Source organism: Microcoleus sp. B4-C1, from assembly GCF_036705285.1.
GTDB lineage: Bacteria > Cyanobacteriota > Cyanobacteriia > Cyanobacteriales > Microcoleaceae > Microcoleus.
Map to the genome: position 1 here is coordinate 1 of NZ_JAUBUC010000124.1, position 16,094 is coordinate 16,094.

Annotated in this window: 17 protein-coding genes; 6 read left to right on the top strand and 11 right to left on the bottom strand. The window is 45.3% G+C overall.

Going from position 1 to position 16,094, the window contains the following annotated elements:
• Window positions 1–112 precede the first annotated feature (112 nt).
• Both QUB26_RS29055 and QUB26_RS29060 read right to left on the bottom strand, forming a co-directional pair.
• Window positions 113–382: a hypothetical protein gene (locus QUB26_RS29055; RefSeq protein WP_333052807.1), complete on the bottom strand. Its 270-nt coding sequence runs from the start codon at window positions 380–382 to the stop codon at window positions 113–115.
• A 222-nt stretch (window positions 383–604) separates the two neighbouring features.
• Complete coding sequence (locus tag QUB26_RS29060) at window positions 605–2,509, bottom strand: serine/threonine-protein kinase (RefSeq protein WP_333320770.1); 1,905 nt, start codon at window positions 2,507–2,509, stop codon at window positions 605–607.
• 303 nt (window positions 2,510–2,812) lie between these two features.
• Between QUB26_RS29060 and QUB26_RS29065 the strand changes: the two genes are divergently transcribed.
• The 3 genes from QUB26_RS29065 to QUB26_RS29075 all read left to right on the top strand — a co-directional run bounded on the left by QUB26_RS29065 (window position 2,813) and on the right by QUB26_RS29075 (window position 5,167).
• On the top strand, window positions 2,813–4,342 hold the full coding sequence (locus QUB26_RS29065) for a phenylacetate--CoA ligase family protein (RefSeq protein WP_333241271.1): 1,530 nt from the start codon (window positions 2,813–2,815) through the stop codon (window positions 4,340–4,342).
• Window positions 4,343–4,427: 85 nt separating this feature from the next.
• Window positions 4,428–4,844, top strand: a complete 417-nt coding sequence (locus QUB26_RS29070) for an element excision factor XisH family protein (protein WP_333241268.1) — start codon at window positions 4,428–4,430, stop codon at window positions 4,842–4,844.
• Window positions 4,832–5,167: a XisI protein gene (locus tag QUB26_RS29075; protein ID WP_333241265.1), complete on the top strand. Its 336-nt coding sequence runs from the start codon at window positions 4,832–4,834 to the stop codon at window positions 5,165–5,167. The genes QUB26_RS29070 and QUB26_RS29075 overlap by 13 nt, the downstream gene beginning before the upstream one ends.
• 40 nt (window positions 5,168–5,207) lie before the next feature.
• Here QUB26_RS29075 and QUB26_RS29080 read toward each other — a convergent pair whose 3' ends face one another.
• Window positions 5,208–5,945 carry a Uma2 family endonuclease gene (locus QUB26_RS29080; RefSeq protein WP_333320792.1) on the bottom strand — a complete coding sequence of 246 codons (738 nt, stop codon included), beginning with the start codon at window positions 5,943–5,945 and terminating at the stop codon, window positions 5,208–5,210.
• Between the two features lie 153 nt (window positions 5,946–6,098).
• On the bottom strand, window positions 6,099–7,193 hold the full coding sequence (locus QUB26_RS29085; protein WP_333320772.1) for a Rho termination factor (modular protein): 1,095 nt from the start codon (window positions 7,191–7,193) through the stop codon (window positions 6,099–6,101).
• A 215-nt stretch (window positions 7,194–7,408) separates the two neighbouring features.
• Between QUB26_RS29085 and QUB26_RS29090 the strand changes: the two genes are divergently transcribed.
• Window positions 7,409–7,642, top strand: a complete 234-nt coding sequence (locus QUB26_RS29090; protein ID WP_333320774.1) for a hypothetical protein — start codon at window positions 7,409–7,411, stop codon at window positions 7,640–7,642.
• Here the strand turns inward: QUB26_RS29090 and QUB26_RS29095 are convergent.
• The 4 genes from QUB26_RS29095 to QUB26_RS29110 form a co-directional block, all read right to left on the bottom strand.
• Complete coding sequence (locus QUB26_RS29095) at window positions 7,637–8,569, bottom strand: ParB N-terminal domain-containing protein (RefSeq protein WP_333320779.1); 933 nt, start codon at window positions 8,567–8,569, stop codon at window positions 7,637–7,639. The two genes, QUB26_RS29090 and QUB26_RS29095, sit on opposite strands and share 6 nt — an antisense overlap.
• On the bottom strand, window positions 8,569–10,071 hold the full coding sequence (locus QUB26_RS29100) for an AAA family ATPase (protein WP_333320781.1): 1,503 nt from the start codon (window positions 10,069–10,071) through the stop codon (window positions 8,569–8,571). Before QUB26_RS29100 ends, QUB26_RS29095 begins: the two co-directional genes overlap by 1 nt.
• A 189-nt stretch (window positions 10,072–10,260) precedes the next feature.
• Entirely contained in the window at window positions 10,261–11,313 is a 1,053-nt protein-coding gene (locus QUB26_RS29105) for a fatty acid desaturase (protein ID WP_333320784.1), read from the bottom strand.
• Window positions 11,314–11,570: 257 nt separating this feature from the next.
• Window positions 11,571–11,852 carry a hypothetical protein gene (locus tag QUB26_RS29110; protein ID WP_333320786.1) on the bottom strand — a complete coding sequence of 94 codons (282 nt, stop codon included), beginning with the start codon at window positions 11,850–11,852 and terminating at the stop codon, window positions 11,571–11,573.
• 120 nt (window positions 11,853–11,972) lie between these two features.
• Between QUB26_RS29110 and thrC the strand changes: the two genes are divergently transcribed.
• The gene (gene thrC / locus QUB26_RS29115; protein ID WP_333320788.1) at window positions 11,973–13,097 is read left to right on the top strand and encodes a threonine synthase; all 1,125 of its coding nucleotides are present in this window, start codon (window positions 11,973–11,975) and stop codon (window positions 13,095–13,097) included.
• 321 nt (window positions 13,098–13,418) lie between these two features.
• Here the strand turns inward: thrC and QUB26_RS29120 are convergent, their stop codons facing one another.
• Entirely contained in the window at window positions 13,419–13,658 is a 240-nt protein-coding gene (locus QUB26_RS29120; RefSeq protein WP_333241248.1) for a hypothetical protein, read from the bottom strand.
• Window positions 13,659–13,772: 114 nt separating this feature from the next.
• Here QUB26_RS29120 and purU point away from each other — a divergent pair, with 114 nt between their 5' ends.
• Window positions 13,773–14,627 (top strand): formyltetrahydrofolate deformylase, encoded by an 855-nt coding sequence (gene purU / locus QUB26_RS29125; protein WP_333241245.1) that lies wholly within the window; start codon window positions 13,773–13,775, stop codon window positions 14,625–14,627.
• A gap of 15 nt (window positions 14,628–14,642) precedes the next feature.
• Here purU and QUB26_RS29130 read toward each other — a convergent pair whose 3' ends face one another.
• Together QUB26_RS29130 and QUB26_RS29135 are read right to left on the bottom strand one after the other, a co-directional pair.
• Window positions 14,643–14,786: a hypothetical protein gene (locus QUB26_RS29130; protein ID WP_333241242.1), complete on the bottom strand. Its 144-nt coding sequence runs from the start codon at window positions 14,784–14,786 to the stop codon at window positions 14,643–14,645.
• Entirely contained in the window at window positions 14,764–15,753 is a 990-nt protein-coding gene (locus tag QUB26_RS29135; protein ID WP_333320790.1) for a mechanosensitive ion channel family protein, read from the bottom strand. The genes QUB26_RS29130 and QUB26_RS29135 overlap by 23 nt, the downstream gene beginning before the upstream one ends.
• Window positions 15,754–16,094 lie beyond the last annotated feature (341 nt).

The window sequence follows — 16,094 nt, forward strand, 5'->3', positions numbered from 1 at the left end:
GTCCCGCCCGTCTTTTTTGGACGGGCGGGACGCCCATCCCACTTTCAAGAGTGGAAGTTATTTAATTCTCATTCCTATGGTTCTCTAACCGGAAATCCTATTATCCACGGCCTTAATTCACAGGCTTAGTGGAATTGGCGCAAAATTTTTCATCTACAATTGCAGAAGTGATACTGACAGCGTGCATGGATGATGACGGAATTATCAGGTCTCGCGGAACTACCCTGGTCTTTTTACAAACCAGCTCGCTACTGCCTACAGAGGCAAAGTTCCAAGCATAAAATTCGGGAGTGCTGACTGTCGCATTGGCCGGATGTAAACCTAGTGCAGTCACCAATACTAATCCCAAAGTCACTAAAGCTACGATCGCGAATCTCAGCATATTCTTTGTTTGAACCCGACAACTTATCTGATTGGTATTACCTTATTATTGCCTGGGTGGATAGAGAGCGTCAATCGATTTTAGATTTTAGATTTTAGATTTTAGATTTTAGAGGCGACCCCACGGATCAATTCGGGGGCTCCTTTATCGGATACAGGTGTTTTATTTCTGGACGGATGAATCCGGGAGCTTGTATCCTGGATGCTTGATTGTCAATAGCAGTTATTCGGCCGTCAGATTCAACTCGTAAGCGATCGGCTCAGATGCTTGAGAAACTACCACAAATTCATAAAAACCAGTATCATCCAGCAATCCCGACCAACTCAGCCCTTCTGCATCTTCCAGCAAAGCTCGCGCGCCCTTTGTCCGCCCTGGAGTATAAATTGACAGTAGCGTAGATTTGCGCGGTGCTTGCAAATTCACGCGCAAAGTTTGATTTTGAGCCAACCTGGCAATGTAAGCTTTCCCTTCTCCGGGTTTGAGATTGCCTGTGAGGCTTTTGCTCTTCGATAGGCGGTCAAATTCGACGCTTTCGACAGTTGCTCCAGCTTGTAAGGCTTCGAGTTCGTCGGCGGTAATTGCTTGCCAAATTTGTCCGATCGGCAAACCGATGAGATTGCGATCGCGCGGCTGTTGTGGAAACCAATAAAAGAACCTCGCATCAGCCAAATCGTACAAAGCCCGACTGCTCAAATTCAGCTTGTTAACCTCAGTTTTCCAGCGATCGATATCAGTGGTGTCGTAAGTGCCCAACCGTGCTCTAGCGTCGCTGCTGAGATTTTCCAGCTTGTCGAGCAACTCGTCGCCGATTTTCTGCCACCTTTCGCGCCATTGGCGATCGTCATCGCCTTCTTTTAACAATCGTCCCCCCAATTCCGGGTATTTGGCATAGAAAGTCTCGTCCACAAGGTTGACGTAACCGCTATAGAATCGATCGTCAATTTTGAGCTTGACAAAGCGATCTTGCAAAGCATCTTCTTGCTGCTGCTTCGGGCTTGAAGGCTGGGGAACTTTCTGCACTTTTGATTGCAGATTTAACAAAGAATTGCCCGCAAACCAGCCAACTCCCCCCATACTTGAGAGCACCGCCACCACAAACAAAACCATTTTCCAAGCAGGCATTTTTTGCTGATGGCCAATAGCAGCAACTCGCACCGGAGTTCCCGGCAGTTTTGGCGTGGGAGCGGGCACGGGTATCGGCGAGAAATCCGGCGGCTGCGTCATCCCAAAATCCGGGGCTGCTGGCAAAGGTGGCTGTAAAGGCGGATTGCCGGAGAGAGCGAGCATTACCTCGCGAGCCGAGGAATAACGCTGGCTCGGCTGTTGAGCAAGCATTTTATCCAGCACCAGGGACAAATTCGGAGACAGAGAACATTCCGATCGCCAGTTCCAATTCAGGGTATGGCTGTCGAGCAATTGATGCGGTTCCTTCCCCGTCAGCAACACCAAAACCGTGGCCGCCAGAGCGTACAAATCGCTGTGGGGAGAGACGATGCCCATCTGCATCTGTTCGACGGGAGCATAGCCGAGCTTGCCGATGCGAGTCGCGGGGGCGAGAGTGCCGTTAGCCTCAGCGAAAAGAGACTCTACGGTGGCGGCGACTTGTTTTACTCCGCCAAAGTCGATCAGCACGGGCATCCCGTCTGAACTCCGCAGAATCAGGTTGTCAGGGGAGATGTCGCGGTGAATCACTCCCAAAGAGTGAATGTATTCGAGCAGGGGCAAAATCTGGATCAGCAATTGATTGATTTCTGCTTCTATAAACCGCAAACCCTGACGCTTGCGGGCGTCGAGCAGAAAGCGGTAGGTTTGGCCGGGCACGTAGTCTTGGACGAGAAATAGGTAGCCTCGATCGCTGATACTGACGCGGAAAAGTTCGCGGAAGCGCGGGATTTGATTGTGTTGCAGCTTGTAGAGCACTCCCGCTTCCCGCTCGAACAGTTCCTCGGATTTTTGTAAAGCGTAACTTCCATGTACTTGGGGCGCAAATTCTTTTAAAACGCAGGGTTCGTTAAATCGGTGGGCATCTTCAGCGAGGTAGGTGCGCCCGAAGCCTCCGTGTCCCAATTCGCGGACGATGCGGTAGTGGTTGTTGAGAGTTATGCCGGGGTAGATGGGATTGTTCATGGGAACTTGCTGCGTCGGATTTTCACGCTTGACTGAGACTGGGAGTTTTGGGCGATCGCTGAATTAATCTTGCCATAGTGTGTCAGTGTTTATTAGTCGATCGCCAGCTTGGCTATCCCGTGTGGTTATTGTGAAAACAGCGGTTTCGTGCTATGGAAGTTTATCTACTGCGCCATTTTTTCGATCGACCTCAAAATGTGTTCAAATTTTTAGTGTCCAGCCCAATGTGCGATCGGCTCGTTAGCGCTACTAATTGAATCTTGAGCGATCGAGGTGCAAAATACCCATTTTAAGGAGCCAATCATGCAGCCAGAACAGCGTCAGCGAGCAATTGGGGCGTTTGAAGAGTTTTTGAGAGCGCCACTTGAGGAACGATTGCAACACCAGCAGAATCGAGTTGCCGAATCCAGGGCGATCGCGCTTTTTCAAAAAGTCGCGGCCACAGTACCAGCTTACCAGACTTTCCTAACTGAACATAACATCAATCCCACCTCAATTCAAACCTTTGAAGACTTCCAAAAATTGCCGCTAATTACCAAAGAGAATTATTTACGCTGTCACCCGCTACCTCAGTTGTGCTACCACGGTAAATTAGAAACTTGCGATTTCATTGCTGTTTCATCGGGTTCGACAGGAAATCCGACATTTTGGCCGCGTTTTATCAGCGACGAGTTGCAAATTGCTGCTCGTTTTGAACAAATATTTCACGACAGTTTTTACGCCGACAATCGCTCAACTTTAGCTGTGATTTGCTTTGCGTTGGGAACTTGGGTTGGGGGAATGTACACGGCAAATTGCTGCCGCTATCTAGCGAGTAAGGGCTATCCAGTTACAGTTGTGACGCCTGGGAATAATAAGACTGAAATATTCCGAGTTGTGCAGGAACTTGGGGAGCATTTTGAGCAAGTAGTTTTGTTGGGATATCCGCCGTTTATCAAGGATGTGATTGATAGTGGCATTGCTGGGGGTGTGGAGTGGCAAAAATATCGAATTAAGATGGTGTTTGCGGGGGAAGTGTTTAGCGAAGAATGGCGGAGTTTGGTGAGCGATCGCACTAATTCTGACAATCTATATTACAACTCTGCGAGCCTTTACGGTACGGCAGACGCGGGCGTTTTGGGCAACGAGACACCGCTGAGCATTTGCATCCGTCGCTTTTTAGCAAACAATCCCGAAGCAGCACGCAATTTATTCGGGGAATCGCGGTTGCCAACGCTGGTGCAGTACGATCCGAAAAGCCGCTTTTTTGAAGCGAATAATGACGGCACGCTGTTATTTTCTGGCGACAACGGCATCCCGCTAATACGCTATCACATCTCCGATAACGGCGGTTTAATTTGTTACGAAGCAATGCTCAATTTTTTGGCTGAATGGGGATTTAACCCTGTGGCACGTTTGCAGCAAGCAGCAGCTATGAAAGTTTCTGATTTCCCCAGAGGAATTCGCTGCTTGCCCTTTGTGTATGTATTCGGGCGATCCCACTTTACCGTTTCCTACTTCGGTGCTAACATTTACCCGGAAAATGTCACCGTAGGTTTAGAAGTTCCCACGATTCGGGAATGGGTGACTGGAAAATTTGTGCTGCAAGTCAAGGAAGATGCGGATCAAAATCGGTTTTTATCGGTGGTTGTGGAATTAGCAGCGGGGGTGGAGGGCGACGAGGAGATGCAGCAGGCGATCGCATCTTCAATTCTCGCGCAATTGCGGCGGCTAAACAGCGAATTTGCTAATTATGTGCCGCCAGAATATCAGTTACCTGTGGTGACATTAACGGAGACCGGCGATGCGGAGTATTTTCCGATTGGGGTGAAGCACCGATACACGCGGCAATAAGTAGTTTGAATTGATGAGTTATCAGTGTTCAAAAGTCTTGTGTTATTCTATAATTAGGGTAACAGTTGATGGTTCAGCTTAGAATATGCCAGCAAAAGACATATACCACAATACTGTCATAACAGCTCTAGAAAAAGACGGCTGGACGATAACAAACGATCGGTTAACCTTAGAAATTGGCGATCTTTCACTCTTCATCGATTTGGGTGCAGAAAAAATACTGGCTGCCGAAAAGCAAGGTCGCAAAATTGCTGTAGAAGTAAAAAGTTTTTTGAGTGCTTCACCCGTTAAGGACTTAGAAGAAGCTCTGGGACAGTATATTGTCTACGAAGATATCCTAGAGCTTTCGGAACCAGAACGTAAGATATATCTAGCTGTTCGGGAAGAAGTTTATCTAGATATTTTCTCTGAGCCACTGGGGCAACTTTTGTTGCAAAAAAAAAGACTAAAATTAATTGTTTTTGATTCATCAAAGGAGATAATTGTCAGATGGATAGACTAGATGAATATCGCCGATTTATTCAGAAAATCTTAGAGAGTTATGCCCAGATTTCTTACGGACACGGAGAAATTAAAAGCAGCGTTATTGTTGACGGCGAACAAAACAATTTTTTACTAATGCACGATGGCTGGCAAGGGCCTAAAAGAATTCACGATTGTATCGTTCATGTGGAAATTATCGACGGCAAAATCTGGATTCAACAAGATGGTATAGAAACGGGAATTACCGCAGAACTTGTAGAATTAGGAGTGCCTAAAGACAAGATTGTTTTAGGGTTTCATCCGTATCATGTTCGGCAACATACGGGATATGCGATCGCCTAAACCAGCTTAAATACAAGAAGCTTGAATGAAAGGACGATCGCTAAATTGTATCGGGATCAATATTTAATTCTCGCAGTTTCGCGGCCAGGCGATCGGCTCGTTGAGCTTCTTGTCCGGCTCGTTGAGCCTCTTCGTCGGCTCGTTGAGTCTCCCTTTCTGCAACCTCTTCCGAAGTAGGGACAAGCTCTCCTTCTGCTGTAAAGAAACGCAATTTTTCCCCACAAATTCCGAGACTCAAATCGAGCTGCTGACTCCGCAGATGCCCGAATTGGTTCGGTGCAATTGGTTGATATTCCCCGTCAACTAAATGAAACCCAGCTAATTCTAAAGTTTCTGGGTCAAACCAAAAGTAATCGTGAGTGCGAAAAGTATCTTGATAGAGTTGTTTTTTAAAGTTTTTGTCTATATCCGCTGTTTTGGGAGACAGGATTTCTACGATAATATTGGGGTACTTTCCCTCTTCATCCCAAACTACCCAGCTTTTCCGAGTTTTTCGTTCTGTTCCGAGTACCACAAAAAAGTCTGGGCCTCGGAAGTCTTTCGATTTGAGTTGCTTGGGACTGTAATAAATGGTGAGATTTCCAGCAGCATAGAAATCATTTCTATCTCGCCACAGCCATTCTAGACAGTTGAGGAGTAGGATTATTTGTCGGAGATGCAGTTCTGTTTCCACGGGAGGTTCGTCACTGTATAAATCGCCTGAAGGAAAGATAACATTTTCTGGTATCTCTTGTTCTGGTATCTCTTGGGTAGTAGCTAATTCTGCGGTTGCGGACATGGCTGCTGGGTGAGGAGTAAGAGGTTGTGTGTCTATTTTAGCAAGCTTTTCATATCTCTGCCGACGACTATTCTGAAAGCCCGATCGCGCTTTTTGCCGAAAAACGCGATCGAACACCGAACAATTAGTCTTTAACTATTAGCAATTGCCGTTTTATTGACCGTCAGCTTCCCTGAGAGCCTCCAGAATTTCCGGTCGTTTCATGCGCGCGTAGCCCCGCACTTTCCGGTCTTTGCCGATCGCCTTCAACCGTCTCAGCGAAAGACTTTCGTAGTCTTCCTCTGGGGACGGGGACGGAAACGGCAACTCTAACTGCAACTGCGGTAACTGAGGTTTCTGCTGTGCTTTCGACTGCTTCTTCGACTGCGTTTTTGACTGCTTCTTCGGCTGTGCCTCTGGCTGTATTTCTGAGTGCGTAGCTGCGGCTCCCAGTTGGCCGCGGAGCGTTTCAATTTGATTTTTCAGGTCATTTTCTACGTCTTCAATGGCGTCGGAAACAAACTGATTAATTGTTTGGACTGTGCGTTCTAATTTTGTTGACAGCAGTTTTTCCAGTTCATCCAACTGTCTCAAAGCACCTTCAAGATTTACCTCAGAAATAACAGCCGATGTTGGCGGACGGTTGCTGCTCGATTGTTCAATTTTTTTAGCCATTTTATCTACCTTTTCATGAAATGCTTTTTCCACTTGTTCGAGCAAATGCTTAATCTGTTCTATTTGGTTACGCTCAAAGTTCTGCTCAGTGAGATCTTTTACGTGCTTTTTTAGCAAGTCTTCATTTTTTTTAACAGATTGTTCTATTTGTTTTGTTAGACTATCTACCTTTTTTTGAAATGATAACTCAAATTGTTGCAGTAGAGTCTCAATTTGTGCGGTTCTTTGAGTCTGTTGCGGAGCTAAATGTTCCATTTCTGCTTGAGCAACAGCTACATCCTCGTCGGTCATTTCAAATACCCACGCCCACATTTGCTCAATGCCGAGTTCTTTAGCAACAATACACCAATCTGAGCCGCAGACAACTTCATATTCTTCTTCGTTGCTGTAAGCTTCTGTAGGGCGTACAATTAAAGGAATTAAGTTGCTGCCTTGCTCGATCAGACTTCTCCTGAGAGCTTCGCGGCGTTCGCGAGGAATTTCGCCCCGATGAGGCTCTGGTATGGCAATTTGGGAAGTGTAAATCTGAGTGTGACTAATTGGCTTAATCCGCAAATATTCAACTATTTGGTTTTGATCGGACGATCGATCCATCTTGTTACAAGTCCCCTTTTGTCATTAAAATCTGGTGTGTAGGTATTTATGTATGTTTGCACTTTACAGCCTGCGTTTTAAGTGCGGCAGGACTAACCCAATAACTCAAATTGTAAGGTGCGAGACAAACACCTTACTCAGACTGTAGTAAGTTAAAGGGTTTCTTGGCCTGAGTCTTCCAAGTCTGCGATCGAACTCAGTTATCTGGAGGAGATATGGCGTTGCTGTTGTACCTGTGCGACGGGCTGTGCGGTGACAGCCCGGGCGATGGCGTCCCGCCCTCGCCCGTGCTACGGCAAAAGTTACTGCAATTCCTAAAAAAAGCGACTGTGAAGAGTTTAACTGCCTACGGGACACCAATGATCCACTGCTTTACTCATCTTTACTTATTTTGGCGTCTGGGCGATCGGGCTGGCGTTGCGAGTGGCCGCAGGAGTTGCGAGTTATGAGTATTTTTGCCACTTGTCAATTATTTTAATCATTGTTTTGTCACCTAACTTATCAACACGTTCCACCACATTTGCAAATGATGTAAACTGTCGCACACCTCGCTGTTGGATGATTGTTTTGATTACTGGAAGCTTTAATCCAGCATCTTTAAAATTCGCGAACAGTGCAGATTGATCTAGACTATTTAGTGCTTCCAACGCCGACATTGATTCCGAAGTTACTTTTTTAACTTCTGGTATTCTCTCTGCCAACACTTGTTTTTCGGTTGGCGACTCTGATTTTAACTCATTAATTCTGTTTGCTAAACCAGCTTCAACTAACAGAGATACTTGTTGTAAAATTCGGTTTTCAAGTTCTTGTATACTCTGGGCTAAAACTTTTTGTTCACGGGCGTACTCGGCTTTTAATTCATTAATTTGACTGGCAAACTGAGCTTCAATATTTGTTAATCGCTGTTCTAAACTAGATGACTCTTGGGGAGTTTCATTTTCACATAAATTAGGGACTTCGACCAAAGAAACCGGGTTTTTTATTGAATCTGCGGGCTGTGACGAAGTATTTTCGTACAAAAACCCGGTTTCTGGGTTCTCAACTAAATTCTCAGTGATTGCAGTTTTTCTGAGAATTTCAAGTTGTTCCAGTAGAAGCTCTTCATTTTCTTCTTCCAGGATGAATGCTCCGATTGTCTCGCCATCGAGAGGTTCTATTTCCTTTGCTCTGACCGCCGCATAGTATTCAAAATCTCCGTCTACTATTTCGTAAGCATCCATACCGTTGCGGCGGACAATTATCGGATTAATCAATCCTCCTGACTCTAAAATCAGTCTAGCTAATTTATCCAAATCAGGCTCTGCAAAATTGGAACGTGACACTGCGGATGTAATTCTTTTCACTGCAACCAGTGACGGAAATAATTTTTTTTTCATTAGTTTTTACCTATTTTTTCCAAAACTTCGATTGCGAGCATTTCAAATTCTTGGGAAGCAATGGAATCTGGTTTAAAGTCCAGCACGGAAATCGGATCGGCGATTTCCATATTTCCCACGATTTGAAATTGTTCTGCACACTTTGCTAAATCATCTCTTTCGTAAATTACGCTATCCATGATTTCAAGGTCGTAGCGTTTGGGAATTGCCTCCCTCCGCTTGGGCAAACTATACTGTACAAATTTAGTATTAGTTGAGATTTTGCAAGCAAGTACGCCTAAAATTGCGATCGGCTGTTTGCCGATTTGTTTTTTGAATCCGTTAACTTTTTTGATAAAATCCTTGACATTAACCAATCCTTGATTGGCAAAAGGCTTTAAGTCAGAAGGAATAATTAAATAATCCGCCGTAATCAGGGCAATTCTGGCGTAAAGATTCAAAGAGGGCGGCGTATCGATTAGTACAATATCATATTTGTCCTGTACTTTTGCTAGTTTCTGAATTAAAATCATTCGGCTGAAATCTAGGTTATTGATTTCCGTTTCATATTGCATTAAATCAATGTGGGAAGGAATCACATCTATTTGGGGATGGCAAAAATTAGACTGGCGAGCTACTTCTGCGATCGAGTAACCATCTTCATGTAGCAAAACATGAAGAATATTGTTATCTTTCAAGTCATCTTGTTCTTCATCCTCAAATTTAACTAATCCTGTGGCAAATGTTGTATTAGCCTGACTGTCTAAGTCGATTACCAAGACTCTTTTACCTTGCTTGCTCAGCGCTGCAGCTAAATTGACTACTGTTGTAGTTTTGCCAACGCCGCCTTTATTGTGGTAAACTGCAATGATTTTCATAGTGTTTTGCCGGGTTTTTGAAACAATTAAATCGAATTTAACTTGAGGCTTAACGGAATTATTTTCAGGTATTTGTTCCGGTTCAGAGATTTGGCTGGACTCAGGTTCTTCGGTGGCGGGATTGTTTGGCTCTACTGGGAGTTCGCTAATTAACTCAGAACTAACCAAATTAATTTTATTATATTCCAGTTCCAGATTATCGAGAGTTTTTATAGGTTTTAAACTATTTCTGCCAATTAGAGCGATAATTTCCTCAATTCGAGTTTCTACGTCTTGTCCAGCACACTTAAAGACTAGCGGAATATCCTCGGAGACTCTTTCGTAAATTCTAATTTCTTTACCGTTAGTTATGAGGCCGTAGCGGATGCTCAAACTTGTTAAATAGCGATGGAGTTTTCGCACGTGGCGGTCTAAATTTTCCTTCGGATGTTTAGCCTCCATAACTACACTCATCGGCGAGTCTGCATCGACAACTATGGGGATAACTTGGGTGGCAAATGAGAGGAAGTCTAGACGAATACTCCCAAATGCGATTTCTTGGTGCCAAGTGTCGGGCGTATAGCCTAACTTTGGTAGCAGATAGCTGACAATGAGTTTGCTTTCTACTTCGCTTTCGTTGCGACAGTTATTGGGATTGAAAGTCATTCGATTTTAGATGTTAGATTTTAGATTTTAGATTTTAGATTGGGAATGACTGATTTAATAATGGTACGGATTGTGATCTTGACAGTAGGGCGCGCATTCCGCCCCTTACAAAAGCTAGGGATTGTAATATCGAAAAACCCGGTTGTGTTTGACAAACCGGGTTTTTTGGGGATTAATCGCGCTTCAAAACTACTTTGTTTTAGCGTTAAATTCCTGCAATGTTTGATAGCCACCAGCGGGATTGTACAAGTGACAGTTGTCGGCAATCCGCTTCATTAAAGACCAAGAAAATTCTGTTTCGTAGAGATGATCTTGCCAATTTTCCTTTAAGCTGCTGTGGGCGAGGCGCAAATTGTACCAGGGAATAGCAGTTGAAAGGTGGTGGGGAACGTGCACGTTAATGTCGTGGCATAGAAACTCTACCCAGCGGGGATAATCGCAGTGAACTGTTCCCGATAGTTGCGCTTGGGCTTCGTTCCATTCTTCGGGTTCTTGAAATGAAATGTCTGGTGCTGTGTGGTGAACGATCGTAAAAGTGCTCATCCAGAAATGGTAAACCAGCCAGGGCACCAACCAAAATTTGACAAATCCCCAAATGCCTGTGGTTGCAATTAAAATCGGGAATCCGATCGCAGCACCGATTAAAACTACAAAAACTGAAAACCGGACTTGTTCTTGTTTCTGTTGGCCTTTGAAGCGCCACCACATAAAGTGTACTTTTGCCCAGTGGGCGATCGAGCCGATCCACCACATCCGACCGAATATTAAACTATAAGCTATTTGTAAAGCCTTGGGAGCAGCAGCGTAGTCTTCTGCTGTCATGGGTTGCCAAGCATTATCTTCGCCAATTTTATTGGTGTGCTTGTGGTGATAATTGTGGCCGTGCCGCCATGCGTGAAACGGAAAAATTAACGGCAAAAATGCGAGATGTCCGACTAAATCATTTACCCAGCGGCGGTTAGCAAATGACCGATGACCGCAGTCGTGGCCGATCACAAAAAAACCGGTTAATCCGGTTCCTGTGAAAATCCACATCAGGGGTAGTAGAAACCAAGGAGAGACTGCTATGCCCCAATAACCAACAGCAACGAGCAAAACGTTGACGATTACTTTTGTCCAAGCTTTGCGGGGGTTTTTGACGAATACTTCCCGCGGCAGGGTTTTGAGAATATCTTTGAGGCGCAAGTTGGAGGTGTCACTTGCGGATGTCAAATTTAGTGGTTTTTCGATCGATGCTGTCATAAACTGATTTCGATTCTCCGTATGCCATGAGCATGGCTTAACAAAATTAGCGCATAAAAAAGCGCAGTAAAAGGTCAGCTCGTTGCCAGCAAGCAGCAGACGAGTTGAGCTGTAGGCAAGCGCGTTTTAGCAAATGCTAGCGATCGCTATCCGCAGTTAGGAATTTCTAGCACTTTTGGCAAAAAACACTGCGGGTAGCAAAACATTCGTTTTTATAACACAGGGGCAGGACAATTAGCATTAGGCGCTATTGTCTGCTAATTGCTCTTGCTGCCAGAAATCGGGTCGAGAGTCGGCAAGCCAGCGAGCGACCGTTGCTGTTTGAGGCTTTGCACTTCCAGCAGCAAGGATTCGATTTCTGCTTGCAAGTGCAGGAACTTAACTTGCTGATCGGCTTGGTAGGGGCACTTCACCAAATCTACTTTGCGGGCAAAAGTGGTCGATAGGGTAGAAGAACTAGCCATTTCGGGATTGCTCGCGGTAACTTGAGGCCGGGAAAGAGTGGATGAATTATTTGACATTAGTAATTGAGTAGACATATCTACACATTCACACCATTAAGTTACTTTAACCTGAACCGATCGTATTAAACATCAAATTAACCGATCGAGCTAAAATTAGTGTAAATTCCTTAGCCATTGCCTAAAACCATTGACATCGTGACCCTGATTCTACCTGCTACTGACTCTGCTCCTAACTCTGCTGCCCGCGCCGCCGAGCCCAAACGCTACGGCTGGCCCGGCTTGATCGAAGCTTATCGCCCCTACCTGCCGGTGACTGAAACCACGCCGGTAGTCACTCTCCAAGAGGGCAATACTCCCCTGATTCCAGCACCTGCGATCGCCTCTCTCATCGGTAGAGACGTGCGCGTCTTAGTGAAATACGACGGCCTCAACCCCACTGGTAGTTTCAAAGACCGGGGGATGACAATGGCGATTTCCAAGGCAAAGGAAGCTGGTGCCGAAGCTGTAATTTGCGCCAGTACCGGCAATACTTCGGCCGCCGCCGCCGCCTACGCCCGACGCGGGGGAATGCGAGCTTTCGTGTTGATTCCCGAAGGTTACGTGGCTTTGGGCAAGCTGGCGCAAGCTTTGCTTTACGGTGCGGAAGTAATTTCGATTGGCGGAAATTTCGATCGCGCCTTAGAAATTGTCCGCGAAATGGCTGTCAATTATCCGGTGACATTGGTCAACTCCGTCAATCCTTACCGCTTGGAAGGTCAGAAAACCGGCGCTTTTGAAGTGGTGGACGCTTTAGGCGACGCCCCCGACTGGCTGTGCATTCCCGTGGGAAATGCGGGAAACATCACAGCATACTGGATGGGTTTTTGTCAATACCACCAAGCCAAAAAATGTTCGCGCTTGCCGCAGATGATGGGATTTCAAGCCGCCGGGGCTGCACCGTTGGTAACGGGATCACCGGTATCGCACCCAGAAACCCTGGCGACAGCAATTCGGATCGGCAACCCGGCTAGCTGGAAACAGGCGATCGCAGCTTCCGAAGCCAGCCGCGGCAGTTTTGCTGCAGTCACCGACGCCGAAATTCTCGACGCTTACCGTTTGTTAGCATCGCAGGAAGGAATTTTCTGCGAACCAGCAAGTGCAGCTTCTGTGGCCGGTTTGCTGAAGGTAAAAGACCAAGTTCCGACTGGGGCGACGGTAGTTTGCGTGCTGACTGGTAACGGTTTGAAAGACCCGGATACCGCAATTAATCACAGCAACAATCTATTTAAAAGCGGCATTGCTCCGACTTTGGATGCAGTAGCTGGGGCGATGGGATTTTAAGAAGTTAGTTGGCAGTTGTCAGTTGTCAGTTGTCAGTTGTGTTCTTTGTGTCCTCTGTGATTCATTTAAACTAAGATATTGCACCGGCGGTCAACAACCTGTAGGGGCGGGTTCACCAACAATATCTAACAAGTACCAACCATCTGAATAAACCCGCCCCCACCCAACAGTAAATCGCAATCTACCTCTTTTAACATACAAGGGGCGGGTTCACCAACAATATCTAACAAGTACCCACAATCTGAATAAACCCGCCCCCACCCAACAGTAAATCGCAATCTACCTCTTTTAAGATACAAGGGGCTGCTTACTCAATAGCTTTCAAGGATACAAAAAGACTAAAAAAGCCGCCCCCACCCCGCGCGAAAGTCCTCGATTGATATTGTTGTAAGATATCAGTTTAAATTCACATCTTGCACCAATATAAGAAACAGGCAAGATGCCTGTTCCACTCTTAGTTAAAATCTCTTGTGCGGTGGGCCGAAGAACCCGCCCGTAAGCCCATCGAAACAGGCAAGATGCCTGTTCCACAAAATATAAATTTTCTTGTGGAACAGGCATCTTGCCTGTTCATAAAAGGCTAATTGAGAATGGTGCAACATCTCAGTATCAATAAACTCCTGTGAACTCACTTTTTTATCAATAAACTCAGCGAGACAATTTTGTCATTATCTTATGACCAAACCTACTGCAACCCTGTTAATTGCCTGTCCCGATCGCAAAGGACTCGTCGCCTTACTTGCCAATTTTATCGCATCCCACAACGGCAATATCATCCACGCGGATCACCATACAGATTTTACCGCCGGATTATTTCTGAGCCGGCTAGAATGGCAATTAGATGATTTTGACTTAACCACCGAACAAATAACACCTGCTTTTAGTGAAATTGCCAAGGACTTACAAGCCAATTGGCAATTGCATTTCTCTCATAAAATTCGACGCATCGCAATCTGGGTAAGCCGTCAAGATCATTGTTTATTAGACTTGATTTGGCGACAGCGAGCGCAAGAAATCAGAGGTGAAATTCCGCTGATAATCAGCAACCATGAAAATTTAAAGCCCATTGCCGCACAATACGGTATCGACTTTGAGTATATTCCCATTACTAAAGACAATAAAGCTATTCAAGAAGCACAACAGTTAGAACTTCTTAAAAAATATAAAATTGATTTAGTAGTTTTGGCTAAGTATATGCAAATTTTGAGTCAAGACTTTATCAGAAAATTTCCCAATGTGATTAATATTCACCATTCATTTTTACCCGCATTTGTGGGTGCAAATCCCTACGAAAGGGCTTATGAAAGAGGGGTGAAAATTATCGGTGCAACAGCCCACTATGTTACACCGGATTTAGATGCTGGCCCGATTATTGAACAAGATGTTGTGCGCGTCAGTCACCGCGATGAAGTCTCTGATTTGATTCGCAAAGGTAAAGATTTAGAAAGGGTTGTGTTAGCAAGAGCGGTGCGATATCATTTACAAAATCGTGTTTTAGTTTATGGCAATCGGACTGTGGTTTTTGCTTGAAAGTTAGGTATCATATCAATCCTGGTTTGTTACTCCTTCGATCGCTCGGCGAGTGAGATTAATTCCGGTGTGCGATCGCAGTGCAGCGAATCCCAAAGTTTTCTCAAGTTGAGATTTTTCATTAATTGTGATGCTGTTAAGATTTTCCGTTGTCGTCAAATTGCGATCGCCCTTGAGTCAATTTTCGCAAAGAGCGGCCCCTACGACGAGGTTTCGGAACTTTACTTTTGCCTGCGGGCAATCCTTCACGCTGCTGGGAGCGATCGCCATCTGTCTCTTCGCTTTGATCGTGCAACAAGATGTTCCGCGTGGGATAAGGCAAATCGAGGCCGTTTTCCACATATAGCTTTTTTTTAATAGCACAAATTACCTTGTCGCGCGATCGCAAATCGTCAATTCGGCGCGGCGGAGCAATCCACCACCGAACGCGGATATTGACGGTACTTTCTGTTAACTCCATCGCCAGCACATCGGGTTCAGGAGCTTTCAAAACCTCCTTCAGGCTGTACACTGCTTCCAGGATTAACTGCTTGGCGTGGTCAATATCGTCGCCGTAACCAATACTAATATCGTATTCCATCCGGCGTTTATCGAAAGCAGTATTCACTGTCACCGTATTCGTAAACAATTCGGCATTAGGAATGACAATCCGCCGACCATCATAGGTTTCGATTGTTGTAGCGCGCGTCTCAATATTTTCTACCGTTCCCTCAAAGTTTTTAAACACAATTTGGTCATCGATTCGGAACGGTTCCGTCAACAGAATTAGGATACCGGCTAAGAAGTTTTGCAAGATATCGCGAAAGGCAAAACCAATCGCCACCCCGCTAATTCCCAGCAGTTGCACCAAATCGCCAGCTTTCAATGTGGGAATTACAATCGAAAGAGAAATAAATAGACCAACTAGAACGATCAGACTCTGGGCTAACCGTCCTAACACCAGCCCCAAATTTCGAGCTTGGTGGTGCTTGCGGGTAACTCGCCTGACAACTCTCTTAATTTGCCTACCCACAAAATAAAAAATTGCAAAGACAATTAACGCCAGCACAATATTAGGCAGCATGATCAGAAAGCCGTCGATCATGCTCTGAATCTTTTTCCAGACTATGGATATCTCTGCCTTCATGAAGTTTCCTCACGCATCAGTCGTTGTCGATAGTAGTAGAATTTAGCTGGATTAAGTTCTATCTAAAGACTGTAGGTTGGTACGACGCGAGGAAGATTTTTTGGCAGTCCTCAAAATTTTGAATGCGGATTATAGGTTGAGATATAGTACAGTTACATCAATTAGTAGATTATCCGTAGATGCGGAATAATAAAAAAGCTGATAGATTAATGCAGCCTAATTGCAGTTAAGGCAAAAACAACGCATCGGTGACTAAATCCCATCTGCTAAGGAATGAGAATTAAATAACTTCCACAAGTTTGTGGGATGGGCGTCCCGCCCGTCCAAAAAGGACGGGCGGG